This window comes from Nocardia sp. CA-129566 (genome assembly GCF_050956075.1).
Taxonomy (GTDB): domain Bacteria; phylum Actinomycetota; class Actinomycetes; order Mycobacteriales; family Mycobacteriaceae; genus Nocardia.
On the sequence record NZ_CP192085.1, the window covers coordinates 454,429 to 478,721 of the forward strand.

A 24,293-nucleotide genomic window follows, 5' to 3' on the forward strand; every position below is an offset into this window, starting at 1 on the left:
ATGACTCTGCAGCCAGGGCGGAGAAGTCGGGTTGTGGTCGTTAGTTGTCACTGTTCCCCCATCTGCTCGGAATTCGAGCAGAGAGCTCGGCGCTTGAATGCGAATCAACGCTAGCACGGGGTTCATGCCCCCGCCCCGTGGTGTATACAGCAGACGCGCCGAGTGACACGCCGCCACTAACCACTGCCAGCAGGTGTCTCGAAAACGCTGATCCAACAGCGAATTCGAGACTCGGACGCCCGAATCGGCAACATATCGTCACCAATGGACATCCTGTTCTCACCGTACTCCCCGGTCTCAGCCGAGGTGCCGGATCGCTCGGACCCGGCCCGAACGAGCACGGCCCCAACAAAGCCCAGCTCCATGAGCGCAGCTCGCGCAAGCTCGGTCGGTACCGCCCGAGAAAGGTGAGCAGAGCGTGGGCCGCATGTGGTCGCCTAGGAAGGCAGGGCCGATCGCAAAGCAGCAGAAACACCCGCAAAGACTCCAGGATGGGGCGGTGAAGACGCCTGGGGGTTTCGACACTGGCTCGTTCCAGCGAATACGCAGGCAGCGCATCCGGATTCGCTGACGCCGTGACCGGCACAGCGGGTACGCCGCAGCGGCGGCCGCCGTGCTCGCGGTTGGAACACGGCGGCCGGATGATGGCTCGACGTGCCGCCTTCGCGCGAATGCCCGATATCCGGTTCTCGGGTATTCGGAGTGTCCGCAACTCGGATGACGCGGATAGCTGACCGTCAACGCTACGTCGAGCACGCCCGCACCCGGGCAGACCGGCCGCTGTACCTCGTCACTCGTCAATCCGCACCCCCGAAAACACAAGCTGTACCTGCGTCGAATCCGCGCCCCAACGAGGTTATGAGGGCGCTCACATGACGTCACAGCCGAGCGGAACCCGGCGTCTTGTGGACATGACGAACACAGAACAGACCTCGGTGCTGATCACCGGGGCCAACAAGGGCCTCGGACTCGAGGCGGCCCGGCGGCTGGGGGAACGGGGTTGGGCGATCTTCCTCGGATCGCGTGACGAAGCCCGCGGACGGGCGGCGGCCGAGACGCTGACCGCCGGCGGCGCGAACGTGGTCCTGGTGCCGCTGGATGTGACCTCGGACGAGTCGGTGGCCGACGCGGTACGACTCGTTCGCGCGCACACCGACCGGCTGGATGTGCTGATCAACAACGCAGGCGCGCCCGGGAGGGTTATTGCGCCCGTGGACGCGACGGTCGACGAAATTCATTCCGTCTACGACACCAACGTCTACGGCCCGATCAGGGTCACGCACGCGTTCCTGCCCCTGCTGCAAAAGGCCGACAATCCGCGAGTGGTGATGGTGTCCAGCGCCGTCGGTTCCTTCGCGGTCGTGACCGATCCCGAGCAGCCCGTCTCGAAAATGCACGAACTCGCCTACACCTCGTCGAAAGCGGCGCTGAACATGATCACCGTTCGCTACGCCCAGGCTCTCCCGCAGATCAAGTTCAATGTCGCGACCCCCGGAGAAGTCGCCAACCACACCTTCGCCGCCACCGATATGAACAATCACACCGGTCAGCTGACGGTCACCGAGGGCACTGACTCGATCGTCGAACTTGCGATGATCGACGCGGACGGGCCGACCGGGATTTTCGTCGACCGCCTCGGACCCGTGGGGTGGTGACCACCTCGTAACCACGAGGCTGTCGACGCCAGGTCCAGCAGCGATTTCGGCCTGAGCCCTACGAATAAAGGCCCGGGCCGAAATCGGAAAGTGGTTCCGCCGCTGGCATTCTCGGCGTTGCCCAGCGCTTCAGCGCGGCGAGGTCCCGCCTCAGTGCGCCCGATTGACCGCCGACACGACAGCCCGCAGCGACGCGGTCGTAATGGACGTGGCGATACCCACACCCCAAACCACCTTGTCGCCGATCGCGCATTCCACATACGCCGCGGCCTGTGCGTCATCACCAGCCGACATCGCGTGCTCGGAGTAATCCAGCACCCGCACATCGAAGCCGACCGTCGCGATCGCGTCGACGAAGGCGGCGAGCGGTCCATTGCCCGCGCCGGTGATCTCCTGCTCCACGCCGTCGACCTTCACCACCGCGGCGATCGCGTCGACGCCACCGTCGGTTTCCGAGGCGGTGACCTTCTGGCGCATCCGCTCCAGTGGGCGGATCGGGCTCAGGTACTCCTCGGCGAAGACGTCCCACATCTCCTTGGGCGAGACCTCGCCGCCCTCACCGTCAGTGATCTTCTGGATCGCCTGGGAGAACTCGATCTGCAGCCGGCGCGGCAGCACCAGCCCGTGGTCGGTCTTCATGATGTAGGCGACGCCGCCCTTGCCGGACTGCGAGTTGACCCGGATGACGGCCTCGTAGGTGCGCCCGACGTCCTTCGGGTCGATCGGCAGGTAGGGCACCTCCCAGACGATGTCGTCGACATCCGAATCGGCCGCGTCGGCCGCCGCCTTCATCGCATCCAGACCCTTGTTGATCGCGTCCTGGTGCGATCCGGAGAACGCGGTGTAGACCAGATCGCCGCCGTACGGGTGGCGTTCGTGCACCGGCAGCTGGTTGCAGTATTCGACGGTGCGGCGGATCTCGTCGATATCGGAGAAGTTGATCTGCGGATCCACGCCGCGGGAGAACAGATTCATCCCCAGCGTCACCAGGCAGACATTGCCGGTGCGCTCACCGTTGCCGAACAGGCAGCCCTCGATGCGATCGGCGCCGGCCTGGTAACCCAGTTCGGCGGCGGCCACCGCGGTGCCGCGGTCATTGTGCGGGTGCAGCGACAGCACGATCGAATCGCGGCGGGCCAGATTGCGGCTCATCCATTCGATCGAATCGGCGTACACATTCGGGGTTGCCATCTCGACGGTCGCGGGCAGGTTGATGATCATCGGCTTGGCCGGGGTCGGCGCGATGATCTCGGTGACCGCGTCGCAGACCTCCTTGGCGTAGGACAGCTCGGTGCCGGTGTAGGACTCCGGGCTGTACTCGTAGCGCCAGTTGGTGTCCGGATACTTCTTTTCGATCTCCAGGCACAGCTTCGCGGCATCGGTCGCGATCTTCTTCACCGCCGCCTGGTCCGCGCGGAACACCACACGCCGCTGCAGCACCGAGGTCGAGTTGTAGAAGTGGACGATCACATTGGCCGCACCGGCACACGCCTCGAAGGTGCGCTCGATCAGCTCGGCGCGACACTGCGTCAGCACCTGGATGCTGACGTCCTCGGGAATGGCCCCGTCCTCGATGATCTCGCGGACGAAGTCGAAATCGGTCTGGCTGGCCGACGGGAAGCCGACCTCGATCTCCTTGTAGCCCATCCGCACCAGCAGGTCGAACATGCGGCGCTTGCGGGCGGGGCTCATCGGATCGATCAGCGCCTGGTTGCCATCGCGCAGGTCGACGGCGCACCAGCCGGGGGCGCGGTCGATGATCTTGTCCGGCCAGGTGCGCTCGGGCAGCGTGATCGGCTCGACCTCCTCGGCGAAGGGCCGGTAGCGGAAGGTCGGCATGGACGAGTTCTGCTGCCGGTTCCAGGCGGGCTGGTCGGCGGGCGCGGGCTTGGCCGGCGGTGTGATGGTGCGCGTGCCGGATACGAAAGCGTCAGCGGGGGACATGCGATTTCTCCAGGGTGTGGTGGATCCCAGTTATGGGGTCGACCGGCGCCGCAGAACCCCGCGACGGGAAGCCGGTCCGATCAGACCCCGCCGCGGCGGCCGAGAAGAAGTGCCCGCTGCATGATGTCGGCGAGTTTACAGTGCGGCAATGCGCCGATGAAAGGCCGGTCCCCATCGTCCGGTCATCCGACGTAACGATTAGCGTTCCGACCGGCTGGTGAACGCCGGTACGGATCCCTGTGACATCAACCACAGGCTCCGACGGGACGTAAGAGGTAGTGCAGATGACTTGGCTGGAGCAACTGGCCGTTTTCGGCGCGGGTATCGCGGCGGGCGGCATCAACACCATTGTGGGATCGGGCACCCTCATTACCTTCCCGGTGCTGCTCGCTTTCGGGATCCCGCCGGTCACGGCGAATGTGTCGAACACCATCGGTCTGGTCCCGGGCGGAATCAGCGGCGCGCACGGCTACCGGCGCGAACTCGCCGGACAGCGCGCCAGGCTGGTCCGGCTCGGCACCGCGTCCCTGCTCGGCGGCACCACCGGCGCGATTCTGCTGCTCACGCTTCCCGCGTCGGCCTTCAAGGCCATCGTCCCGCTGCTGATCATCGCGGCGCTGATCCTGGTCGTGGTGCAGCCGCGGCTGGCGCGCTGGGTGAAACAGCGCCGCGAGGCCGATACCGGTCCGCAACCCGAACACGGTGGCCTGATCCTGTTCCTCGCGGTCTTCGCGTGCGGCATCTACGGCGGCTATTTCGGCGCGGCGCAGGGCGTGCTGCTGATCGGCCTGCTCGGGGTATTCGTACACGACGACATCCAGCGCCTCAACGGCGTGAAGAATGTGCTCGGACTGCTGGTCAACGCGGTCTCCGCGGTGATCTTCACGCTGATCGCCCATGTCGACTGGCGGGTGGCGGCGCTGATCGCCGTCGGCTCGATCATCGGCGGGCAGTTGGGCGCGAAGATGGGCAGGCGGATGCCGCCCAATGTCCTGCGCGGGGTGATCGTGGTGGTCGGCAGCATCGCCGTCGTCCGATTGCTGATGGCCTAGCACCGAGCGGCGCGGTGGTGGGCTCGAGGGCCGAGCGGCAATAGTCTTGTCGACCGGCGAATCCGACCTGAGGTGGAGGAAGTACATGGCACTCGAGATGTGCAGCCCCTAGTGCGGACGCACTTGCGGCGGAGCGGGATTGGTCCCAAAGGAGGACGACGTGGGCCGGGTTCGCAACGCAGGATGATCGGTATGCGCGGGTGGAAGATCGTCGGGTTGGCACTGATCGTGTTGGTGCCGTCATTGGTCGCGTGTACCCGGCAGAGCGAGGCGGTATCGCAGATCGCCGAACTCGTCGCACAGGCCGATGCGGCGCCGACCCCGAAACTCGATTGGGCGCAGTGCGCCGACCCCGAGTTGAGCAGGTACCAGTGCGCCACCGCGGCGGTTCCGATCGACTATGCCCAGCCCAGCGGCCCGACGCTGACCCTCGCGATCATCAAACAGCCCGCCGCCGAAAAGGAACGGCGCATCGGCACCCTGTTCACCGCGGTCGGCGGACCGGGCGGTTCGGGCTTCAAATGGGCCGGGCACGGCGAGCTGTTCTCCGGTGAGGTGGCCCGCCGATTCGATGTGATCACCTTCGACCAGCGCGGCATCGGCCGCAGCGGGCAGGTGCGCTGCTTCCCGAATGCCGAAGAGCAGCACCGGTTCTGGTCCGAGTTCCTGCTGCCGCCGACCAATGCCGAACAGGAGGGCATCGCCGCGCGCAACGCCCGTCAGCTGGCCGCCGCATGCGCGGCGAACAGTCCGGAGCTACTGCCGCATCTCACTACCGTCGATGCCGCCCGCGATCTGGATCTGCTGCGTCGCGCGGTCGGCGACGCGACGATGACCTACGAGGGCGGGTCCTACGCGAGTTATCTGGGCGAGGTCTACGGCGCCCTCTTCGGCGACCGGGTCCGCGCACTGCAACTCGGTTCGATGATCGACCCGGACGCCTACACCAACGATTCGCGCGCCCAGATCGCCGATTCCGCGGCGGGCACCGAGGAGGTGCTCACGGAATTCCTGCGGCTGTGTGCCGAAGCGGGGCAGCCGCGGTGTGCCTTCGCGGGCCCGGCCAAGACCGACGCCGCCGCACTGCGCACCCGCAACGATGCCGTGCTCGACCGGCTGCGTCAGGGCCCGATCGAGGTCGGACAGGGTGAGCGCGCCCGCGCGGTGACCCTGACCGAGGTGCTGCCCGCTCACGCCACCATGCTCTACGACCCGAAGCAGGGCTGGCCCGCGCTGGCCGAGCTGCTCACCGAACTCGAGCGCGGCTCGGCGGGCGATCCCGATGTCGTACAACAGATTCTGGCCGCGGGCGGTTTCACCGAAGACTTCCTCGACGCCTTCACCGCGATCAGCTGCGCGGACAACAGCTTCGGTCACGAACCCGAGCAATGGCCAACGCTGGCAACCGAACTCGCGAACACCGCGCCGCATTACGGTGCCATGTGGCTGTATCTGCGCCAGGCCTGTGGGGCCTGGCCCGCAGCCGCCAAGGGCTATCCGCAGCGCATCACCGGTCCGTGGATCCTGCGCTCGGATAAGCCGGCCCTGCTGTTCAACAACCGATTCGATCCGGTCACCCCGCTGACGGCCGCCCGCCGGGCCCAGCAGGAATTGGTCAACGCCAGGCTTGTGGTCATAGAGGGCGGCTATGGCCACGAGGTAGTCAGCGACTGCGCCGGTCGTCTCCAGGAGCATTATCTTGTCGACCTGCAACTCCCCGCACCCGGTGCGACCTGCAAGGCGGATAGGGCGCCTTTCGTCGACTGAACAGGCCGCGCGGTTTCGGGGTGCTCGCCCCGAAAACCACGGCCGCCGCCCGCGCATCCCTTCGGTCGACCAAGATCATTGCCGGCACTGTTCAGCACACCGGAATCCCGGTAGTCTGCGCTCGGCCATGCGTGACGAGGGAGGTGGCCGGGTGCACAGACGTGCCTTTTTCAAGGCAGCAGGTACGGCCGCGATGTTGGGTGCCGCGGGTGCTGCAATGGGTGCGGGCCCATCCGGTGCCGTAGATCCCATGTGGGACACCCTTTTTCGCATGTGGGTCCCGGAAATCTTTGCGCCACTTCCCGATCCGCCCGCGCATTCGCCCGCGATCGTGATCGGCTCCGGCTTCGGCGCCGCGGTCACCGCGCTGCGCCTGGCCGAGGCCGGTATCGCCAATACCGTGCTGGAGCGCGGTTCGCGCTGGCCCAACGATCCGTGGCGGGAGATCTTCACCGGTGACGATCTGCCCGACGGCCGCGGCTTCTGGCATCGCACCAACTTCACCGGCGTCACCAAGGTGCCGATGCATTTCGCCAGCTTCGGCGGGGTGCTCGATTGCACCCAGTACCCGGGCATCGACGTCTGGCGGGCGGCCGCGGTCGGTGGCGGCTCGGTGATCTTCTCCGGTGCCATGGTCGCACCCGAGCGCCGCTTCTTCGACCACGTCTTCGGCGGCACGGTCGAGTACGGCGAAATGGAAAGCGTCTATTACCCGCGCGTGCGGGAGATGTTGCGGCTCAGTCCGATTCCGGGCGACCTCTACGCTGCGTCGCCGTTCGCGCACTCCCGGGCGTGGGACGAGCAGGTGCGCAAGGCCGGCTACCAGCCGCTCGGCAACGACTCGATCTTCAACTGGGATATCCTGCGCGGCGAAATCGCCGGCACCACAAGGCCTTCCGCCACGGTAGCGCGCAGCAATCTGGGCAACTCCAATGGCGCGAAGTTCGACCTGAACCAGAACTACCTGCGCTATGCCCAGGAAACCGGCAATTCCGCGATCTATCCGGGGCACCGCGTCGACTCCATCGCACAGGAATCCGGCGGCCGCTACGCGGTGACCGTCACCAAACTCGCGCCGACCGGCGAGGTGATCTGCACCCGCACCCTCACCTGCGACCGCCTGTTCCTCGGCGCCGGTTCGGTCGGCACCTCGGAACTGCTGGTCCGGGCCCAGGCCACCGGTGCACTGCCGAACCTCAACGAGCACATCGGCGACGGCTGGGGCACCAACGGTGATGTGGTGCTGGCCCGCGGCGCCAGCCAGCTCGCCGGTTTCGGCCAGGGCGTGCCGAGCGTGAGCCGGATCCTCGATGAATCCGCCGTGCCGCTCACGCTCGAAAGTTGGTATATCCCGGGCATTCCGTTCGAGACCGGTGCACTCGCCTCGCTGGGCATGGTGCTCGATCCGGCCCGCGCGCGCTTCGGCTACGACCGCGCCCGCAATGCGGTCGGGTTGTCCTGGTCGACCAAGAACCGCGACGATATCGTGGCGGCCGCCCGCGCGGTCGACCACCGGATCGCCGAACGCGCCAATGCCCTGGTCGAATACGGTGCACTCGGCTACGACGCGAACGCCCTGTTCACCGCGCATCCGCTGGGCGGTGCGGTGCTCGGCCGGGCCACCGACGGCAATGGCCGCGTACATGGCCACCCCGGTCTGTATGTGATGGACGGTGCGGCCATTCCCGGCAGCACCGGCACGGTCAATCCGTCGCTCACCATTACCGCGCTGGCCGAGCGCAATATCGAGGCGATCATCCGCGCTGGGAAGTAGCCCGGCGCGGGGCGTATTACTGTCGGCGGGACCGTTCGGCGTCGAAGGGATCCTCACGTGGCAACTCCAACCAGGCCGAACCGCTATGGCCTCGACGAAGCGCCGAAGCTGGACTTTCCACGCAAACCGCCCGCGCTGTGGTCGGATCTGGTGATGTTGGCGCTGGCCATCGTCTCGGTCGCGCTGGTCACCTGGGTCACCTTCTTCGACGTCACCGCGCACACCTACCGGGTGATCGTGGTCATCGACTATTCGGTGTGCGCGATCTTCGCCGCCGAATTCCTCTGGCGCTGGCGGCGTGCGGGCTGGGCGTGGACGTTCCCGTTCATCTACTGGTACGAAGTGCTCGGCATGATCCCGGTGACCAGCCCGTTCTTCCGTGGGTTCCGGTTACTGCGGATCGTGGTGATCGCGGTCCGCGTCGGTCGGGTGGCCGATCGGGCACTCGGCGAGCGGGTGACCGCGGCGGTGGTGAACCGGTTCGTGACGACCATCGTCGATGTCATCAAGCGCCCCATGACCATCGCCATCTTGGACGAGGTCGCGCAGGTGCTGCGGGCGGGCCACTACACCCGCAATATCGCGGCGGCGCTGGAGGAGAACCGCGCCGAAATGGATGAGATGATCCTCGAACTCATCAAGAACGATCCGCAGGCCGGTCGGGTCCGCTACATCCCGTTCCACGACGAGATCATCCGGCTCGTCGCCGACACCACATTTCGCATCGTGTTCCAGGTGCTCGCCGATCCGCGCACCGACGAACTGGTTTCGGACATGATCCGCGAGAACGTGGATCAGATCCGGGACGCGGTGCACGCCGGGGTGCGCGTCGAGCCGTCCAACCACGGCCCGACGCCGCCCGACGCCGGCGTGCGGCACCAGCTCAGCCGTGTGTCGCGTGCCTGATCTCGTCGCGTGGCTGCGCGTAACGCATTGTCTCCCAAACGATCAGCGCCAACAGCACACCGCACAGCAGCGCCAGTGACGCCAGCGCGGGCAGCGCGCAGGCCGCCGGAATCAGCGCGAGCAGCACCACCGCGGCCACCAGTCGCGGCACCGTGACACTGCGGGTCGCGTAGTGCTTGAATCCGACCAGCGCGATCAGATACAGCACCACACCGCCGTACAGCGAGAACAGCGGGATGCCGTAGAGCGCGTCGTGCAGGGTGTGCGCCGATTCGTCGCCGACGTAGTAGAGCACCTTCTTCAGCCCGAGCGAGAGCAAGATGATCCCGGCGATCATCGGGAAGTGCCAGAACGTGTAGCAGTTTCGGGCGATCTTGATCTGTCGCTCGCCCTCGGCATGCTGCAACTCGTGCTCCACCGCCAGTGCCGCCACATCGAAATACGCCCACCACAGCAGACCCGATACCGCCAGCCCCAGCATCGATCCGACCGCGATCGGCCACGAAATGGGCAGTCCGGCAACGCCGATGCCGATCGAGACGATCGATTCGCCGAGCGCCACGATGACGATCAGCCCGTAGCGCTCGGAGAAGTGGCTGGGCGAATTCACTCGCCAGTCCTCGCCCGCCAGCAGCGTCCAGCCCATATCCCCGGCGATCGCCGCGATCCACAGCACGATCTGCACGGTTCCGGTGGTCATGGCGGCGATGACGAGCAGGGACGTGCCGATGGTGATCGAACCCAGGCTCCACTTCAGAACCTGGTTGCGCAGTTGCGAATCCTCGGCGCTGGCCAGCAGGAACATGCCCAGGTGCACCAGGCGCACGATCAGATACGCGATCGCGAAGACCAGCGGCCCGAACCATCCGCCGGACAGATCGTGGAAGGCCTCGGGAATGGTGAGCGCGGCCAGGAAGCCGCCGCCCATCGCGACGAACATGGCGACCCGGGCGATGCCCTCGTCCGCGCGTATCACGTTGCCCAGCCAGGAGTAGGCGATCCACAGCCACCACATGACGGCGAGTACCAGCCCGGCGCGCAGCATGTTCTTGGCGCTGGTGTCGTGTGCGGCCAGGTCGGTGACCATGGTGAAGGCGAAGACGAGCACGAGGTCGAAGAACAACTCGAGCTGAGTGACCGACGCATCCTCGGCCGTTGGCAGAAGTCGCGCCCGTTTGGAACCGATCATGGTGCACATACTCGCATCCGAATAGGACAGATGCACCGCTCGCCGGTTGCTCGAAAGGGTCCGGCTACACGGCCTGGAAGTTCTCGTTCTCGGTGAAACCCTCGGCGAACTCGATGAAGTTCTGCACGACGGTCTCGTTCGAGCGGCGCATGGTCCGGCTCACCAGCATGCCCGGAATGGGGATCGGGACGTAGAGCTCCACGTGGTACCAGACGTCGGTGCCTTCGGCGCCCTCGGTGACCTCGAACCAGCCGCCGCCCTTGACGCCGCGCGTGCTGTCGGTGACCTCCCAGGAGGACCGGATATCGGTCCATTCGTACTCCAGCACCTGTAGATCCGAGCTGCCCATCAGCTCCGCTTTGACGAATACCCGGCGCGGGCGTAGCGCGTCATCGCGGCTCGCGACTCGCGCGTCGGTGTAGGAGTTCGACCACTCCGGGAGCATCTCGACCGCGGCCAATGCATCCATTACCTGCTCGGGATCGGCGTCGACGACGAAACGGATATCGGTCTTTGTACGCATTCCATACCTCCGCCCCCGCCCAACTACATCGGCAAATTGTGCCCAGCGACACATTCGCAAGTCAACCGAGGTTCCGGTGCTCGGAACCACTCGGGCGGCTCCCGTTGCATATCTCGGGGTGATCACGATCGATTATGAACTGCGAGAACGTGTTCCGATTCATATTCGATCAAACGGCAAAACGGCGGGTCCAGTGGACTTGCCATCGGATCAGGCGGGGTATCCGTCCGCAGGGACGGAAAGCTGACCGGCATCCGGCTGTCGACGTCAACGCGGTGATCGCGACGGTCGGTCGGGTGCCGATCGCGGGCATTGCGGCCCGGGTGTGGCCGCGCAGCAAAGAACGGGCCCGCCGCTAGCGGGCCCTCGGGCTGCGTGGTTCAGGGCATCGCGGGTTCGATAATCGCGTCCGGGCCCGGGTAGACGAGCGATTCATGCCCGTCGTCGAATCGCACCACGTAGGGCGGCGCTCCCTCGGGCCCCCGGACTTCGACGATTTCGCCATGGCGATCGCCCTGTCCCACAACGTGTCCATGCACGAGGAGCCGGTCTCCGACATTCGCCATCATGGCCCCATTATCGAATGGTGGTGACGTGCATCACAAGGGCTCGCAGGATAACGCGGCGTTTCACTCGCTTCCGATGAGTCGATCGACCGCGGCTTCGATCAGCTCCTGACTGTGGTCCTCGGTGAAGATCCCCGGCAGCGTGAGCCGGTCCACGATGAGCCAGTTCAGTGCTAGATAGAGCAGAATCACCGACTTCTCGTCGCCGGGCATTCCGGCATCGAGGTGGTTGCGCACATTGAAATCCAGATCCGCGCGCACCGCCTCGGTCATGACCGCACGCAGCTCCGGTCGCCGGGTCGCCTCCAGGCGCAGCTCGAGCATGGCCAGGTAGCCGGTGCGGAACGCCTCGATGCGGCCGACCAACTCCCGCATCAGGTCGGTGATATGCGCGCGCGTCTTCGGGCCGGTGGTGAGTTCGGCCATGGTCGCCGCGCTCGGCGCCAAGCGCTCATAGAATCGGCCGCCCGCCTGGGTGAGCAGGTCGTCGCGGTTGGCGAAGTAGTTCGACGCTGTACCCGCGGGCACCGCGGCCTCCTTGTCCACCGCTCGGAAGGTGAGCCCGCGCGCCCCCTCCTTGGCCAATACCTCGAGCGCCGCGTCGAGCAGCGCCTGCCGTCGCTCCGGATTTGTCCGCACTTGACACCACTCCATCCGTAGTACTACCTTTAAATCACTACGTACAGAGTACAACGGATCAGGCGGTTTTGATATGCGAAAGCTTGTTTACTACGTGGCCGTATCGCTCGACGGCTACATCGCGGGTCCGGCGGGGGAGTACGACTTCTATCCCACGGACGCCGAGATGGCGACCTGGATCAACGAGCAGTATCCGGACTTCGTGCCGACCCCCGCGCGGCTGCACTTCGGACGGGCGGTGGATGAACCGAGCAAGCGCTTCGACACCGTCCTGATGGGACGGGCGAGCTATGAGCCCGCGCTGTCCGAGGGCGTCACCAGCCCATATGCGCATATGCGGCAGTACGTCATCTCGAGCACCCTCGGACCGATCGACGATCCGAAGGTCGAGGTGGTCGCGAGCGATCCGGTCGCTCTGGTGCGGCGGTTGAAAACCGAAGAGGGCGGCGATATCTGGCTGTGCGGTGGCGGCAAGCTGGCCGGGGCGCTGCTCGGTGAGCTCGACGAGATGATCGTCAAGAGCTATCCGGTCGTCGCGGGCGGCGGCATATCCGCTTTCTCGGGTGCGTTCGACCCCACCCTGTTCACGCCGACCCAGCGCCGGGACTTCGGCAATGGCGCCCAGGTCACCTGGTTCTCCCGAGCCTGACCATCCAGCGGCACGAAAGAGGTATCGGTATGCGAAAACTCGTCTACTTCGTCGGCATGTCCCTCGACGGCTACATCGCGGGTCCCGGCGATGACATCAGCTTCTATCCGGTCGGCGATGACATGTGGGACTGGCTGAAAGCCGAGTACCCGGAGACACTGCCCACCCATGTGCGCCCGCATATCGGGCTGGCGGTCGATGCTCCGAATCAGAAGTTCGACACCTTGGTGATGGGCCGGGGCACCTACGCCCCGGGCCCCGCCATCGGCATCACCAGCCCGTACGCCCATATGCGGCAGTACGTCGTGTCGAGTTCCCTCGGCCGCATCGATGATCCGACGGTCGAACTGGTCGACAGCGATCCCGTCGGTCTGGTTCGTCGCCTGAAGCAGGAGGACGGCAAGGACATCTGGCTCGCGGGCGGTGGCAAACTCGCCGCGCAACTGCTCGGCGAGATCGATGAACTCGTCATCAAGAGCTATCCGGTGGTCGCCGGTAGCGGCACCCCTGCGTTCGCAGGTGAATTCGATCCGACCCTGTTCGCGCCGACCAAGCGCGCGGAGTTGGGCAACGGCACCCAGGTCACCTGGCTGACCAGGAGCTGAGACCCACCCGTGGCGGCATCGTGCCGCCACGGGGCCGGGCCGTGCTCAGCGCGCGCCCGCGCCGATCCGGTCGTAGACGAGGACGATCGCACCGGAGTCGGTGGTGGACAGATCGCTCAGCGACCAGCTGGTCGCGGGGATACCGTCCTCGAACAGCCGCGCGCCTCCGCCGACGAGTTCGGGGCACAGCGTGATGATCAGCCGATCCAGTTCGCCCGCCGCCAGCAGCTCCTTGATCACGCTGCCGGAGGCCAGCACCACGATGTCGTCGCCGGATTCGGCGCGCAGGCGCTTGACCGTCGCGGCCGGATCGGCGTCGGCGATACGGGAATTCGGCCACGCCGCGTCGGGGAGCGTATGCGAGAAGACGATCTTGTCCACCGCATCGAGCCAGGTAGCGAAGGCCCTATCGCGTGGATCGGCATTCTCGTCCGCGGCGACGGTCGGCCAGTAGCCGCCGAAGCCCTCGTAGTTCTTCCGGCCGAGCAGGGCCGTGGTCGCGGTGGTGGTCAGCGCGACCATCTGATCGCGGGCGGCATCGGTCACCGCGTGCGGCACGATCCAGCTCATGTCGTAATCGCCGCCGCTGCCATTGGTCCGGCCGTCGAGCGACAGCGAGATATTGGCGACGACGCGGCGGGTGGTGGTGTCCGGCATTTTCGGTTCCTTCGTTTCGGTGGCGCCCGGTGCGCCGCTGCACTGAATACTTCCGGCGCTGCCACCGCCGAACATCTGCCAGCTGGCCGATATTCGCGCCGCGGGGTGGCCGATTCCCGGTGGTCTGATGCGGGCCGCGGTGGCAGACTCCGAGGCGCGATGATCGACTCCGACCAGCACTTTCCGCCCGAGCTATCGTCATTCGTCGGCCGTGCCGAGGAACTGGCCGCGCTCACCGCCGCAGTCGCCCCCGGCCGCGCGCTGACCCTCGTCGGCCCTGGCGGCTGCGGTAAGACTCGGCTGGCCCTGCGGGCCTGCGCCGCCCTCGCCGACACATGGCCCGATGGCATCCGCTGGATCGGCTTGGAAGATGAGCGCGACGCCGACGGCGTCGTCCGCGCGATCGCGGCTGCGCTTGGTATTCCGCTCACAGCAACGGGTATTGCGCTGCCGGAGTCGGGTGAACCGCTCCCGGAGTCCAGTGGGCGGCTGGCGGAGTTGGGTGGATCGCTGCCGGTGTCTGGTGGGCGGCTGGCGGAGTTGGGTGGATCGCTGCCGGTGTCTGGTGGGCGGCCGGCGGCGGAGTTGGGTGGATCGCTGGCGGTGTCTGGTGGGCGGCCGGCGGCGGAGTTGGGTGGGCCGCTGGCGGTGTCTGGTGGGCGGCCGGCGGCGGAGTTGGGTGGGCCGCTGGCGGTGTCTGGTGGGCGGCCGGCGGCGGAGTTGGGTGGGCCGCTGGCGGTGTCTGGTGGGCGGCCGGCGGCGGAGTTGGGTGGGCCGCTGGCGGTGTCTGGTGGGCGGCCGGCGGCGGAGTTGGGTGGGCCGCTGGCGGTGTCTGGTGGGCGGCCGGCGGCGGAGTTGGGTGGGCCGCTGGCGGTGTCTGGTGGGCGGCCGGCGGCGGAGTTGGGTGGGCCGCTGGCGGTGTCGGGTGAGCGGCCGGCGGCGGAGTTGGGTGGGCCGCTGGCGGTGTCGGGTGAGCGGCCGGCGGCGGAGTTGGGTGGATCGCTGGCGGTGTCGGGTGAGCGGCCGGCGGCGGAGTTGGGTGGGCCGCTGGCGGTGTCGGGTGAGCGGCCCGCGATGGTTGCGGATCCGGTGCGGATGTTGGTCCAGGAATTGAGGTCGAAGACCACGTTGTTGGTGGTGGACAACTGTGAGCACCTTCGTGATCCGGTGGCTCGGATTTTGGCGGCCATCCTGGCTCGCGGGCCCGGCGTTGGTGTGCTCGCCACCAGTCGCGTACCGCTCGATCTGCCCGGCGAGCGGGTGCAGCGGTTGTCGGCACTGAATCTGGCCGACGCGCTCGAACTCTTTCTGGATCGCGCGGGCGGCGCGGAGCCGGGCCGGGATGCGCTGGCCGCCGCGCGTCGGGTGTGCGACCGGCTCGATCGACTGCCGCTGGCTCTCGAACTGGCCGCGGGCTGGACGGGCACGCTCTCGCTGGCCCAGCTGGCGGATTCGCTGCGGAATCCGTTCGCACTGCTCGACGACGACACCGGCCGCACGCCGTTCCGGCAGGCCACGCTGACCGCATCGATGCGGTGGAGCCATGACCTACTAGACGCCGATGAGCGCGAATTGTTCCGGTGCCTGGGGGTTTTCGAGCCCGGCTTCGCCGCGCAGGCGGTCACCGGTCTGGCCGAGCGGCTGGGGGTTCCGGCCGGGCGCTATCTGCGCGCATTGCGCGGCTTGATCGGCAAATCGCTGGTGGCCGCGGATACCACTGGCGCGGTGGCCCGATATCGAATGCTGGGCGTGGTGCGCGATTACGCGCTGCTGCGGCTCGACGAGGCGGGCGAGACAGCCGAATTGCGTGATCTGCACCTGGATCTCATGCTCGCACTGGTCGAAGACGCCGCGCCGATGCTGGATTCGGACAAGGACGCGTGGCGTACCCAACTCACCGTCGAGTACCCCAATCTGCGTGCGGCCATCGAATGGGGCTTGCACCGTGCCGATTCGGATGACCCGCCCGCCGCTTCGAGCAACCTCCAGGCAGTCGGTGATCCGACGGCGGGTCGGCGGCTGGCGGCCGCGGTGGCTTGGCTGTGGCATCTGGGCATCCATGCCGCCGACGGTATTCGGCTGCTGGAGCGTGCTGCGGTACAAGGCAATGGCTCCCGTGACGAGACGCAGGCGCGGGTCCTGCTCGCCCAAGCGCTCGTCGCGGATACCGCCATCCCCGGATTCGTCAGCTATGAAAAGGCCTGCACCGCAGCAGAACTAGCCGAAGAGCTCGATTTGGCCGATGTCGGTCTGCTGGCCCGCGCGCTCACCGCCATCGGAGCCATCGGTTTCGATCTGGACCGTGCCCATGCTGAAGCCGCAGCCGTGCACGCGGACGCAATACGTGCCGGTGACGGCTTCGTCACCGATGCCACCCAGGCGCTGATCGGCCTGGTCCACCTGCTGCGCGACGAACACCGCGACGCGATCGACCAACTCGAGCCCGCGGTATCCGGTCTGCTCCGGCGCGGCGATCGAGCCGTCGGTTCCTCCGCGCTGTGCTGGCTCGCATTGGCGACCGCCCAATCCGGTGTGCTGCCGCGCGCCATCGAACTCGCCGAAAAAGCCGTAACCACCGCGGCTCCGCTACGCGATTTCCATCGCATCGCACTCGCCCGTGCCGCACTCGCCGAAATCCTGCTGTGGGCAGGCAGATCCGCGGCCGCGGCCGCCGCGCTCGCACCGCTGGATCGTCTCGTCGACGGTGCCGAGACGCCGCCGTTCGTCCCCGGCTGGGAGCGGGTACACGCCCTGCTCGAACTCGATTCCGGACGACCCGCCGATGCGATGGTCTGGTGTCGGCGCGAAGGGCGTTGGCAGGAGCGGCCCTCCGACGATCAACTCACACCCTGGACGCAGCTGTTGCTCGCACGTGCGCAGCGGGAATCGGGCGCCGAGGCCGAGGCCGCCGATCTGCTCGACCGGTTATCGGCGGCACCGCTGACCGCGGTCCTACCGTCCGTGCACGCCGCCGTGCTCGAGCAGCGGGCACTACTCGCTCCGGACACCGAGCAGGAAATGCGAATGCACCACGAGGCCTTACGCATTCGAGGCGAACACGGTCTGGTGCTCGGCTGCGCGGACAGTCTGGCGGCGTTGGCCGCGGTGGCGCTTCGGCGCTCTTCCTTCGAGACCGCGGGACTGCTGTTCGGCGCGGCCGAGCAAGCCCGCACGGATACGGGATCGGTTGTCCGCGTCGACATTCCCGACGAACCCGAGCTGCTCGAGCACCTCGAACGCGGCCGCGCCATGTCATTGCGAGACGCGATCGACTACATCACTAAGGCGCGCGGCAGACGCAATCGTCCCGATTCAGGCTGGGAAAGCCTCACGCCCACCGAACGTTCCGTGGTCGAACTCGCGGTCTGCGGCCTGACCAATCCGCAGATCGCCGCGCGCCTGTTCATCAGCCGCGGCACCGTCAAAACGCATCTGGCCCATGTCTACGCAAAACTCGGGATCGCCAATCGCACCGAACTCGCCCGGCTCGCACCCGGCTCCGGTTAGCCGCGCAGAAACGACAGGCGCACTTGCCGATCCGGATTGTCGACATTGAGATCGACCAGCGCGATCGACTGCCAGGTGCCCAATGTCAGCGCACCGCCGATGACCGGAACGGTGGCGTAGGGCGGGATCAGCGCGGGCATCACATGGGAGCGTCCGTGCCCGCGCGAACCGTGGGCGTGGCGCCAGCGATCGTCGGCGGGCAGCAGCTCGCGCAGTGCGGCGAGTAGATCGTCATCGCTGCGCGCACCGAGTTCCATAATGGCGATTCCGGCCGTGGCGTGCGGTACGAAGATGTGCAGGAGTCCGTCCGCGCCCGCCTCCCGCGCGAAAGACGCACACTGTGGGGTGAGGTCGTATACGACTTCGGATCGTCCCGTGGTCACCTCGATCACCGTGGTCTTCATGGCGTCCATCGTCCTCCTGGGATGTGGCGGTCGAGTTATCCGGATTCGGTGTCGCGCAGCAGGGCCGTGACGCGCACCGCGGTCTCGTGCAGTCGCTGGAACACATCCAGTACGAGCTCGAGCTGCTCAGGGGTGTATTCAGCCATCGCGGCACCGAACTCCCTGGCCAGCACCTCGTAGTGCGGCGCGATCTCATCGATGCGCTCCCGGACCGCAGTGATGACGACGCGACGGCGGTCCTTGTCGTCGTGTTCGCGCCGCACATATCCGGCCTTCAGCAGCCGGTCGATCATCCGGGTGACGGCGCCGGTGGTCAGTCCGGTGCGGGTCGCGAGTTCACCGGCCGTGGCGGGACCGCCGAGTCGGAGCATGTTCAGGCAGCGCAGATCGGTCACGTGCATGCCGAGCCGATCGGCGACCGCTTGATGCATCATCACGCCGTCATTGGCGCTCTGCTGGGCCGCGATGGTCAGTGCCGTCGCCAAATCCGTGCGTTCGGGCATCCCTTGACATCCTCGTCTCACTCGATCAATATCTTACTCAGTCAACTATTTACTTGATCAGTTATTGAGTTGTTCAGATCTTACGCTGATCGGAACCTGGTTCGGAGGTTGTCATGTCCGTTGATCAGCAGGCCGATGAGGCCGCGATTCTCGCGTTGTTCGAACGGCAGAACGCGGCGTGGGCGGCGGGCGATGCCGAGGCGTACGCGACCGTGTTCACGCCCGACGCCGACTACGTCACCTGGATCGGCACCCATTTCAAGGGACGCGCGGCCATCCGCGATTCGCATACCCCGCTGTTCGCGAAATACCTGAAGAACACCCACCTGGAAGGTGAGATCACCCAGTTGCGGTTTCTCACCCCGGATGTGGCGGTCGTGCACGGCCGGGGCTGGATGCTCGAGCCGCGTCAGCGCCGCACCCGCCGCGCCATGAAGGTGCAGACGACGGTCGTCGTTCGCGAGCACGACGAGTGGCTGATCGCTGCGTTCCAGAACACGAAAACGCACCCGCTCATGGAAGCGATCGGCATCAAGATCGACTCGCGTCAGGCCCCCTCGACGCTGCCGGGCCGGGAGGTACCAGCAAATTAGGTCGACCTCGGCCGGTACTCTGGGGAGCTGTTAGCAGCTGTTTGTCGATCTTGGAGGACCCTGTCGTGGCTCTCGTGGTTCAGAAGTACGGAGGATCCTCGGTGGCAACCGCCGAGCGGATCCGGCGCGTCGCTGAACGGATCGTCGAAACGAAGAAGCAGGGCCACGATGTGGTGGTCGTCTGCTCGGCCATGGGCGATACCACCGACGAACTGCTCGATCTGGCCCAGCAGGTGGCGCCAGCGCCGCCCGCCCGCGAAATGGATATGTTGCTCACCTCCGGCGAGCGCATCTCCAACGCGCTGGTCGCCATGGCCATCCACTCGCTCGGTGCCGAGGCCCGCTCGTTCACCGGCTCGCAGGCAGGTGTGATCACCACCGGCTCGCACGGTAACGCCAAGATCATCGACGTCACGCCCGGCCGGGTCCGCGACGCGCTGGACCAGGGGCTGGTCGTGCTGGTCGCCGGATTCCAGGGTGTCAGCCAGGACAGCCGCGATGTCACCACGCTGGGCCGCGGCGGTTCCGACACCACCGCGGTCGCGCTGGCCGCGGCGCTGCACGCCGACGTGTGCGAGATCTACACCGATGTGGACGGCGTCTTCACCGCCGACCCGCGGATCGTGCCCGACGCCCAGCAGCTGGAGCAGGTCTCCTATGAGGAGATGCTCGAGCTCGCGGCCTGCGGCGCGAAGGTACTCATGCTGCGCTGTGTGGAATACGCGCGCCGTTACAACGTTCCGGTGCATGTGCGCTCGTCGTATACCGACAAGCCCGGCACCTACGTCTATGGATCGATGGAGGACATCCCCTTGGAGCAAGCAATCCTCACGGGCGTCGCGCACGACCGCAGCGAGGCCAAGGTGACCGTGGTCGGACTGCCGGACGAACCGGGTTACGCCGCCAAGGTGTTCCGCGCGATCGCCGACGCGGAGATCAATATCGATATGGTCCTGCAGAACATCTCCAAGATCGAGACGGGCAAGACCGATATCACCTTCACCCTGCCCAAGACCGAGGGCGCGCGTGCGGTGGAGATGCTGACCAAGCGTCAGGACGAGATCGGCTTCTCGCAGGTGCTCTACGACGACCACATCGGCAAGGTCTCGCTGGTCGGCGCGGGTATGAAGAGCCATCCGGGCGTCACCGCCACGTTCTGTGAGGCGCTGGCGAACGCGGGTGTGAACATCGATCTCATCTCCACCTCCGAGATCCGGATCTCGGTGCTGGTCAAGGACACCGAACTGGACGAGGCCGTGCAGGTGCTGCACAAGGCCTTCGATCTGGGCGGCGACGAGGTCGCCGTCGTCCACGCGGGAACAGGACGTTAAGCCATGGGCGTACGGGTAGGAGTCGTCGGCGCGACCGGCCAGGTCGGCGCCGTCATGCGAAAACTGCTGGAGGAGCGCGACTTCCCGGCCGATGAGGTGCGTTTCTTCGCCTCGGCCCGCTCGGCGGGTAAGACCCTGCCGTGGCGCGGCGGCGAGATCGTGGTCGAGGACACCGAGACCGCCGATCCCACCGGCCTGGATATCGCGCTGTTCTCCGCGGGCGCCACCATGTCCCGGGTGCAGGCCCCGCGTTTCGCGGCGGCCGGTGTCACTGTGATCGATAACTCGTCGGCGTGGCGCAAGGATCCCGAGGTTCCGCTGGTCGTCAGCGAGGTGAATCCGGAGCAGACCCGCAATCTGGTCAAGGGCATCATCGCCAACCCGAACTGCACCACCATGGCCGCGATGCCGGTGCTCAAGCCGCTGCACGAGGTGGCCGGGCTGCAGCGCCTGGTTGTTTCGAGCTACCAGGCGGTTTCCGGCAGCGGCCTGGCCGGTGTCGAGGAGCTGGCCTCGCAGGTGCGCGCCGTGGTCGACGATGCCGAAAAGCTGGTGCACGACGGCAGTGCGGTGCAGTTCCCGGCCCCGAACAAGTACGTCGCGCCGATCGCCTTCGACGTGATCCCGCTCGCCGGTTCGCTGGTCGACGACGGTTCCTTCGAAACCGATGAAGACCAGAAACTGCGCAATGAGAGCCGCAAGATCCTCGGCCTGCCCGACCTGCTGGTCAGCGGCACCTGCGTGCGGGTCCCGGTCTTCACCGGCCACTCGCTGTCGGTGAATGCCGAATTCGCCGAACCGATATCGGTCGAGCGCGCCAAGGAAATCCTCGCCAAGGCCCCCGGCGTCCAGCTCACCGACGTGCCCACCCCCTTGGCCGCTGCAGGCAAGGACGAATCGCTCGTCGGCCGCATCCGCCAGGACCCGGGCGTCCCCGATGGCCGCGGCCTCGCGCTGTTCATCTCCGGCGACAACCTCCGTAAGGGTGCCGCCCTCAACACCATTCAAATCGCCGAAGTTCTGTTGGCCCAGCGCTGACCTCTGACCGAACGGGCCGTTCCGATCGCGAGATCCGAACGGCCCGTTCGGTATTCGGCCCGCCGAAGATCGCAACGCGTCGGTACCGTCCCCAGCAGCTCATGGGTCGATGAGGCTCGTCATGCGGGATTACGTTGGCCGAGTTCGGGTGATGCGCACAGGCGGGGCAATTCGCCTTCTCCGATCGCAACGCTTGCGTGCCGTGCGCAGCAGTTCATGGTGGCGGCGTGCATCGTCGGATCATGAACATCGAGTCTTGCTGTCGGGTGAGGGCTTTCGGCGCACTGGTCGCGCGGCGAGTCTCGGCCGGACCGCGCGATGTGATCCGAGTTGGACTGGATCCTTATGGGCTGTCGATGAGCTCGTCGGTGTGGGGATTACGTTGGCAGGGTTTGGGTGACGCGCCATAGGCGGCGGGGCAATTCGCCTTCTTCGAAAGAGTGGATCTGGACCAGGTTCCATCCTTCGGCGACCTGGTCGACCAGGGCTCGGGTGAAGAAATGGACGGCGAATCCACCATGTTCGTAGATGTCGTCGCCGTATGCGATGCCGTTGCCGTAGTGCGCGTCGCCGGTATGGCGGACGGTGTAGACGAAGGTTCCTCCCGGTCGCAGGACTCGGCGGATTTCGGCGGTCAGCGCGAGGATGTCGTCGGTCGACAGGTTCATGCACAGCAGCATGTGGGCGAACACGCCGTCGAATGTGTTGTCGGGCAAGAGGATCGGTTCGCGCGCATCGTGTTCCACCGCCTGCACCCGGGTGGTGACGCCGGCGGCTTCGGCAGCGGCCTGCAGTTGCGTCAACCCGACCGTGCTGAAATCGGTAGCGGTGACCCGGAACCCGGATCGGGCCAGGAAAAGCGCATCACGTCCATGCCCGGCACCCAGTTCGAGAACATCGCGCACCCCCGCGGCGCGGAACATGCCGCTGGCATAGACCGCGGCTTCGGAGGGCTGGTCGCCGTACATCCCGGGATGAGACCGATAGGTCTGCTCCCAATGTTGATGCTGATCACTGCCCATACCCGCCATACTCCACCACACGAGGCCGACCGGTCGGCATCGCACGGCCGGAGCCGACCCGATTTCGGTAGCGGGCGTCGCGAGCCGGGTCGGGACGAACTCTCGGCGGCGACGGGGTTTCGTTGTGATCGTCGATCTGTCCGATGCCAACTGGTTCAAGTCCAGTCGCAGCGAATCCACGGCGGAATGCATCTGGCCGGGGGCATGGTCGATGTCCATGACTCCAAGAATCCAACCGGTCCGGCCCCGGTCATCACTCCCAACAAATGGGACACCTCAACCCAGCTCATGTGAACGATGGCGAGTTCGATCCCCCTTCACACACAACGACCCCTCGAGAATGCGCTGATGCAGCGCCTTCTCGACGTTTAGCTGCATCAGTGCATGGTGATCAACTGTCCAGGTGGGTTAGGGGAAGTGGAGCTTGGGGGTGGCGTAATGCGCTGTTGTACAGGGCGTTTCGCGTCATTGGCGGGTTGGACGCGGGGATGGTCCGGTTAGTGGGGGCGCATTCCGTCGAAGAGGATGGTGAAGGTGCGGTGGCGTTGTTCGTTGGTGGCGCCGGTGTCGTGGGCGGCCATGAATCCGCCTTTCAAGAGGCGCATCAGGTCGTTGATGTCCATGTCGGTTCGTACGGCACCGGATTGTTGTGCGCGGGTGAGTAATTCGCTGATGGCGGCGTTCAGGTCGCGGACCGGGGCGAGGTAGCCGGGGGAGTCGTGGCCGCCGACGGCGTCGGCGAGGTCGCGTTTGACGCCGCCTTCGGTGACCATGGTGTCGAGGAATTCGAAGAAGGCGCGGCCGGGGTCGGGGGCGGTGGCCAGGTCGCGGGCGTGGGTGATCATGCGCTCGACGCGATCCACGATCGCGGCCTGGAAAAGGGCTTCCTTGGTGGGGAAGTGGCGATAGACGGTGCCGGCGCCGACGCCCGCGCGGCGGGCGATTTCGTCCAGCGGCACCGAAATGCCTTCCTCGGCGAATGCCGCCTGCGCCGCGGCGAGTACCCGGTCGCGATTGCGGCGCGCGTCGGCGCGCAACGGGCGCGGCTGCTCGCTATCGGTCACAGCCGGATCTCGCTGGCGCTCGATTCCGCTGCGACCGGCAGGGTGGTGTCGTGGGTTGTCTTGCTGCGCCCGGTCATGAGGGACGAGTTTACCGAAACCATTGACAAACGGGGTGATCGTTCCGGATCATAAACGGGGTCAACGTTCCGCTTAACTGAAGAAGGTGTTTTCATGGTCGAGACTTCGGTGGAAAGTCCGCGTGAGCTGGTCGAACGGATCTTCCGCGAGCTGCCTGCCCGCGATGCCGACGCATTCGCCGAGTTGATGGCACCGGATGCGGTATTCGAGATCCCCTTCGTCATCCCCGGAATGCCGAACCGGCTGGTCGGGCGCGAGGAGATCCGGGCGCATCTCGCGCAGCGCTGGTCCGGAATTTCGGCGATCGAGGTGCACGGGATCTATCCACAGGTGTACGAAACTGCCGATCCCGAGGTGGTTTTCGTGGAGAACGAGGTGGATATGACGATGCCCGGCGCCGAGCGGGCGCGGGTTCGCACCTCCGTCAATGTGATTCGCGTGCGCGACGGCAAGGTCACGCTGTTCCGCGACTACATGGATACCGCGCGCTTCGCCCGACTCGTGGAGAACTGACCAGCACCGGGGCGATCCGAAACCCGCCGCTGCCTCGCCCCGGGCGGCAAGGTCGAACTGTTCTGTGACTATATGGATGCGGTGCGTTTCGCCCGGTTCGTGCAGGACTGACGAGTACCCGGGCGATCCGAAATGTCGCCGCGTCGCGTCCTGGGTGGCGAGGTCGAATTGTTCTGTGACTACATCGATGTGGTGCGTTTCGCCCGGTTCGTGCAGGACTGACGAGTACCCGGGCGATCCGAAATGTCGCCGCGTCGCGTCCTGGGTGGCGAGGTCGAATTGTTCTGTGACTACATCGATGTGGTGCGTTTCGT

22 protein-coding genes are annotated in these 24,293 nt (G+C 66.3%); 12 read left to right on the forward strand and 10 right to left on the reverse strand.

The window, feature by feature from the left end:
• Positions 1-911: 911 nt before the first annotated feature.
• Positions 912-1,655, forward strand: coding sequence for an SDR family NAD(P)-dependent oxidoreductase (locus ACQP0C_RS02040; RefSeq protein WP_433730004.1), 744 nt, complete (start codon positions 912-914; stop codon positions 1,653-1,655).
• Between the two features lie 150 nt (positions 1,656-1,805).
• Here the strand turns inward: ACQP0C_RS02040 and leuA are convergent, their stop codons facing one another.
• The gene (gene leuA, locus ACQP0C_RS02045) at positions 1,806-3,599 is read right to left on the reverse strand and encodes a 2-isopropylmalate synthase (protein WP_433730006.1); all 1,794 of its coding nucleotides are present in this window, start codon (positions 3,597-3,599) and stop codon (positions 1,806-1,808) included.
• Between the two features lie 284 nt (positions 3,600-3,883).
• Between leuA and ACQP0C_RS02050 the strand changes: the two genes are divergently transcribed.
• The 4 genes from ACQP0C_RS02050 (at position 3,884) to ACQP0C_RS02065 (ending at position 9,098) form a co-directional block, all read left to right on the forward strand.
• Entirely contained in the window at positions 3,884-4,651 is a 768-nt protein-coding gene (locus ACQP0C_RS02050) for a sulfite exporter TauE/SafE family protein (RefSeq protein ID WP_433730008.1), read from the forward strand.
• 192 nt (positions 4,652-4,843) lie between these two features.
• The gene (locus tag ACQP0C_RS02055; RefSeq protein WP_433730010.1) at positions 4,844-6,418 is read left to right on the forward strand and encodes an alpha/beta hydrolase; all 1,575 of its coding nucleotides are present in this window, start codon (positions 4,844-4,846) and stop codon (positions 6,416-6,418) included.
• A gap of 127 nt (positions 6,419-6,545) precedes the next feature.
• Positions 6,546-8,192 carry a GMC oxidoreductase gene (locus ACQP0C_RS02060; RefSeq protein WP_433730012.1) on the forward strand — a complete coding sequence of 549 codons (1,647 nt, stop codon included), beginning with the start codon at positions 6,546-6,548 and terminating at the stop codon, positions 8,190-8,192.
• 57 nt (positions 8,193-8,249) lie between these two features.
• The gene (locus tag ACQP0C_RS02065; RefSeq protein ID WP_433730014.1) at positions 8,250-9,098 is read left to right on the forward strand and encodes an ion transporter; all 849 of its coding nucleotides are present in this window, start codon (positions 8,250-8,252) and stop codon (positions 9,096-9,098) included.
• On the opposite strand, the gene ACQP0C_RS02070 is transcribed toward ACQP0C_RS02065, so the two are convergent.
• The 4 genes from ACQP0C_RS02070 to ACQP0C_RS02085 all read right to left on the reverse strand — a co-directional run bounded on the left by ACQP0C_RS02070 (position 9,076) and on the right by ACQP0C_RS02085 (position 12,030).
• Positions 9,076-10,287, reverse strand: coding sequence for a low temperature requirement protein A (locus ACQP0C_RS02070; protein WP_433730015.1), 1,212 nt, complete (start codon positions 10,285-10,287; stop codon positions 9,076-9,078). The two genes, ACQP0C_RS02065 and ACQP0C_RS02070, sit on opposite strands and share 23 nt — an antisense overlap.
• A 64-nt stretch (positions 10,288-10,351) precedes the next feature.
• Positions 10,352-10,810: an SRPBCC family protein gene (locus ACQP0C_RS02075; RefSeq protein WP_433730017.1), complete on the reverse strand. Its 459-nt coding sequence runs from the start codon at positions 10,808-10,810 to the stop codon at positions 10,352-10,354.
• A 380-nt stretch (positions 10,811-11,190) separates the two neighbouring features.
• Positions 11,191-11,379 carry a DUF1918 domain-containing protein gene (locus ACQP0C_RS02080; RefSeq protein ID WP_354954598.1) on the reverse strand — a complete coding sequence of 63 codons (189 nt, stop codon included), beginning with the start codon at positions 11,377-11,379 and terminating at the stop codon, positions 11,191-11,193.
• Positions 11,380-11,439: 60 nt separating this feature from the next.
• Entirely contained in the window at positions 11,440-12,030 is a 591-nt protein-coding gene (locus ACQP0C_RS02085; protein ID WP_433730019.1) for a TetR/AcrR family transcriptional regulator, read from the reverse strand.
• A gap of 58 nt (positions 12,031-12,088) precedes the next feature.
• Here ACQP0C_RS02085 and ACQP0C_RS02090 point away from each other — a divergent pair, with 58 nt between their 5' ends.
• Both ACQP0C_RS02090 and ACQP0C_RS02095 read left to right on the forward strand, forming a co-directional pair.
• Positions 12,089-12,664: a dihydrofolate reductase family protein gene (locus ACQP0C_RS02090; RefSeq protein ID WP_433730021.1), complete on the forward strand. Its 576-nt coding sequence runs from the start codon at positions 12,089-12,091 to the stop codon at positions 12,662-12,664.
• Between the two features lie 29 nt (positions 12,665-12,693).
• Positions 12,694-13,269: a dihydrofolate reductase family protein gene (locus ACQP0C_RS02095; RefSeq protein ID WP_433730023.1), complete on the forward strand. Its 576-nt coding sequence runs from the start codon at positions 12,694-12,696 to the stop codon at positions 13,267-13,269.
• A 45-nt stretch (positions 13,270-13,314) separates the two neighbouring features.
• On the opposite strand, the gene ACQP0C_RS02100 is transcribed toward ACQP0C_RS02095, so the two are convergent.
• On the reverse strand, positions 13,315-13,926 hold the full coding sequence (locus ACQP0C_RS02100; protein WP_433730025.1) for a dihydrofolate reductase family protein: 612 nt from the start codon (positions 13,924-13,926) through the stop codon (positions 13,315-13,317).
• A 159-nt stretch (positions 13,927-14,085) separates the two neighbouring features.
• Between ACQP0C_RS02100 and ACQP0C_RS02105 the strand changes: the two genes are divergently transcribed.
• Positions 14,086-17,433, forward strand: coding sequence for a helix-turn-helix transcriptional regulator (locus ACQP0C_RS02105; protein ID WP_433730027.1), 3,348 nt, complete (start codon positions 14,086-14,088; stop codon positions 17,431-17,433).
• On the opposite strand, the gene ACQP0C_RS02110 is transcribed toward ACQP0C_RS02105, so the two are convergent.
• Both ACQP0C_RS02110 and ACQP0C_RS02115 read right to left on the reverse strand, forming a co-directional pair.
• Positions 17,430-17,837, reverse strand: coding sequence for a YjbQ family protein (locus tag ACQP0C_RS02110; protein WP_433734395.1), 408 nt, complete (start codon positions 17,835-17,837; stop codon positions 17,430-17,432). The two genes, ACQP0C_RS02105 and ACQP0C_RS02110, sit on opposite strands and share 4 nt — an antisense overlap.
• Positions 17,838-17,872: 35 nt before the next feature.
• Complete coding sequence (locus ACQP0C_RS02115) at positions 17,873-18,340, reverse strand: MarR family winged helix-turn-helix transcriptional regulator (protein WP_433730029.1); 468 nt, start codon at positions 18,338-18,340, stop codon at positions 17,873-17,875.
• Between the two features lie 113 nt (positions 18,341-18,453).
• On the opposite strand from ACQP0C_RS02115, the gene ACQP0C_RS02120 reads away from it, so the two are divergent.
• From ACQP0C_RS02120 to ACQP0C_RS02130, 3 genes are all read left to right on the forward strand, one after another.
• Positions 18,454-18,933 carry an SgcJ/EcaC family oxidoreductase gene (locus tag ACQP0C_RS02120; protein WP_433730031.1) on the forward strand — a complete coding sequence of 160 codons (480 nt, stop codon included), beginning with the start codon at positions 18,454-18,456 and terminating at the stop codon, positions 18,931-18,933.
• A gap of 65 nt (positions 18,934-18,998) precedes the next feature.
• Positions 18,999-20,264, forward strand: a complete 1,266-nt coding sequence (locus ACQP0C_RS02125) for an aspartate kinase (RefSeq protein WP_433730033.1) — start codon at positions 18,999-19,001, stop codon at positions 20,262-20,264.
• A 3-nt stretch (positions 20,265-20,267) separates the two neighbouring features.
• Positions 20,268-21,302 carry an aspartate-semialdehyde dehydrogenase gene (locus tag ACQP0C_RS02130; RefSeq protein ID WP_433730035.1) on the forward strand — a complete coding sequence of 345 codons (1,035 nt, stop codon included), beginning with the start codon at positions 20,268-20,270 and terminating at the stop codon, positions 21,300-21,302.
• A gap of 377 nt (positions 21,303-21,679) precedes the next feature.
• Here ACQP0C_RS02130 and ACQP0C_RS02135 read toward each other — a convergent pair whose 3' ends face one another.
• Positions 21,680-22,543, reverse strand: a complete 864-nt coding sequence (locus ACQP0C_RS02135; RefSeq protein ID WP_433730037.1) for a class I SAM-dependent methyltransferase — start codon at positions 22,541-22,543, stop codon at positions 21,680-21,682.
• Between the two features lie 278 nt (positions 22,544-22,821).
• Positions 22,822-23,388 (reverse strand): TetR/AcrR family transcriptional regulator, encoded by a 567-nt coding sequence (locus ACQP0C_RS02140; protein WP_433730039.1) that lies wholly within the window; start codon positions 23,386-23,388, stop codon positions 22,822-22,824.
• Between the two features lie 171 nt (positions 23,389-23,559).
• On the opposite strand from ACQP0C_RS02140, the gene ACQP0C_RS02145 reads away from it, so the two are divergent.
• Positions 23,560-23,979: a nuclear transport factor 2 family protein gene (locus ACQP0C_RS02145; protein WP_433730041.1), complete on the forward strand. Its 420-nt coding sequence runs from the start codon at positions 23,560-23,562 to the stop codon at positions 23,977-23,979.
• Positions 23,980-24,293: the final 314 nt, after the last annotated feature.

Bases quoted from the DNA above. Each gene is read 5' to 3' on its own strand.
- ACQP0C_RS02080 (WP_354954598.1), bottom strand. From the start codon at position 11,379: ATGATGGCGAATGTCGGAGACCGGCTCCTCGTGCATGGACACGTTGTG.
- ACQP0C_RS02070 (WP_433730015.1), bottom strand. From the start codon at position 10,287: ATGATCGGTTCCAAACGGGCGCGACTTCTGCCAACGGCCGAGGATGCG.
- ACQP0C_RS02075 (WP_433730017.1), bottom strand. From the start codon at position 10,810: ATGCGTACAAAGACCGATATCCGTTTCGTCGTCGACGCCGATCCCGAG.
- ACQP0C_RS02145 (WP_433730041.1), top strand. From the start codon at position 23,560: ATGGTCGAGACTTCGGTGGAAAGTCCGCGTGAGCTGGTCGAACGGATC.
- ACQP0C_RS02120 (WP_433730031.1), top strand. From the start codon at position 18,454: ATGTCCGTTGATCAGCAGGCCGATGAGGCCGCGATTCTCGCGTTGTTC.
- ACQP0C_RS02110 (WP_433734395.1), bottom strand. From the start codon at position 17,837: ATGAAGACCACGGTGATCGAGGTGACCACGGGACGATCCGAAGTCGTA.
- ACQP0C_RS02135 (WP_433730037.1), bottom strand. From the start codon at position 22,543: ATGGACATCGACCATGCCCCCGGCCAGATGCATTCCGCCGTGGATTCG.
- ACQP0C_RS02085 (WP_433730019.1), bottom strand. From the start codon at position 12,030: ATGGAGTGGTGTCAAGTGCGGACAAATCCGGAGCGACGGCAGGCGCTG.
- ACQP0C_RS02060 (WP_433730012.1), top strand. From the start codon at position 6,546: ATGCGTGACGAGGGAGGTGGCCGGGTGCACAGACGTGCCTTTTTCAAG.
- ACQP0C_RS02040 (WP_433730004.1), top strand. From the start codon at position 912: ATGACGAACACAGAACAGACCTCGGTGCTGATCACCGGGGCCAACAAG.
- ACQP0C_RS02115 (WP_433730029.1), bottom strand. From the start codon at position 18,340: ATGCCCGAACGCACGGATTTGGCGACGGCACTGACCATCGCGGCCCAG.
- leuA (WP_433730006.1), bottom strand. From the start codon at position 3,599: ATGTCCCCCGCTGACGCTTTCGTATCCGGCACGCGCACCATCACACCG.
- ACQP0C_RS02100 (WP_433730025.1), bottom strand. From the start codon at position 13,926: ATGCCGGACACCACCACCCGCCGCGTCGTCGCCAATATCTCGCTGTCG.
- ACQP0C_RS02090 (WP_433730021.1), top strand. From the start codon at position 12,089: ATGCGAAAGCTTGTTTACTACGTGGCCGTATCGCTCGACGGCTACATC.
- ACQP0C_RS02095 (WP_433730023.1), top strand. From the start codon at position 12,694: ATGCGAAAACTCGTCTACTTCGTCGGCATGTCCCTCGACGGCTACATC.
- ACQP0C_RS02130 (WP_433730035.1), top strand. From the start codon at position 20,268: ATGGGCGTACGGGTAGGAGTCGTCGGCGCGACCGGCCAGGTCGGCGCC.
- ACQP0C_RS02055 (WP_433730010.1), top strand. From the start codon at position 4,844: ATGCGCGGGTGGAAGATCGTCGGGTTGGCACTGATCGTGTTGGTGCCG.
- ACQP0C_RS02050 (WP_433730008.1), top strand. From the start codon at position 3,884: ATGACTTGGCTGGAGCAACTGGCCGTTTTCGGCGCGGGTATCGCGGCG.
- ACQP0C_RS02105 (WP_433730027.1), top strand. From the start codon at position 14,086: ATGATCGACTCCGACCAGCACTTTCCGCCCGAGCTATCGTCATTCGTC.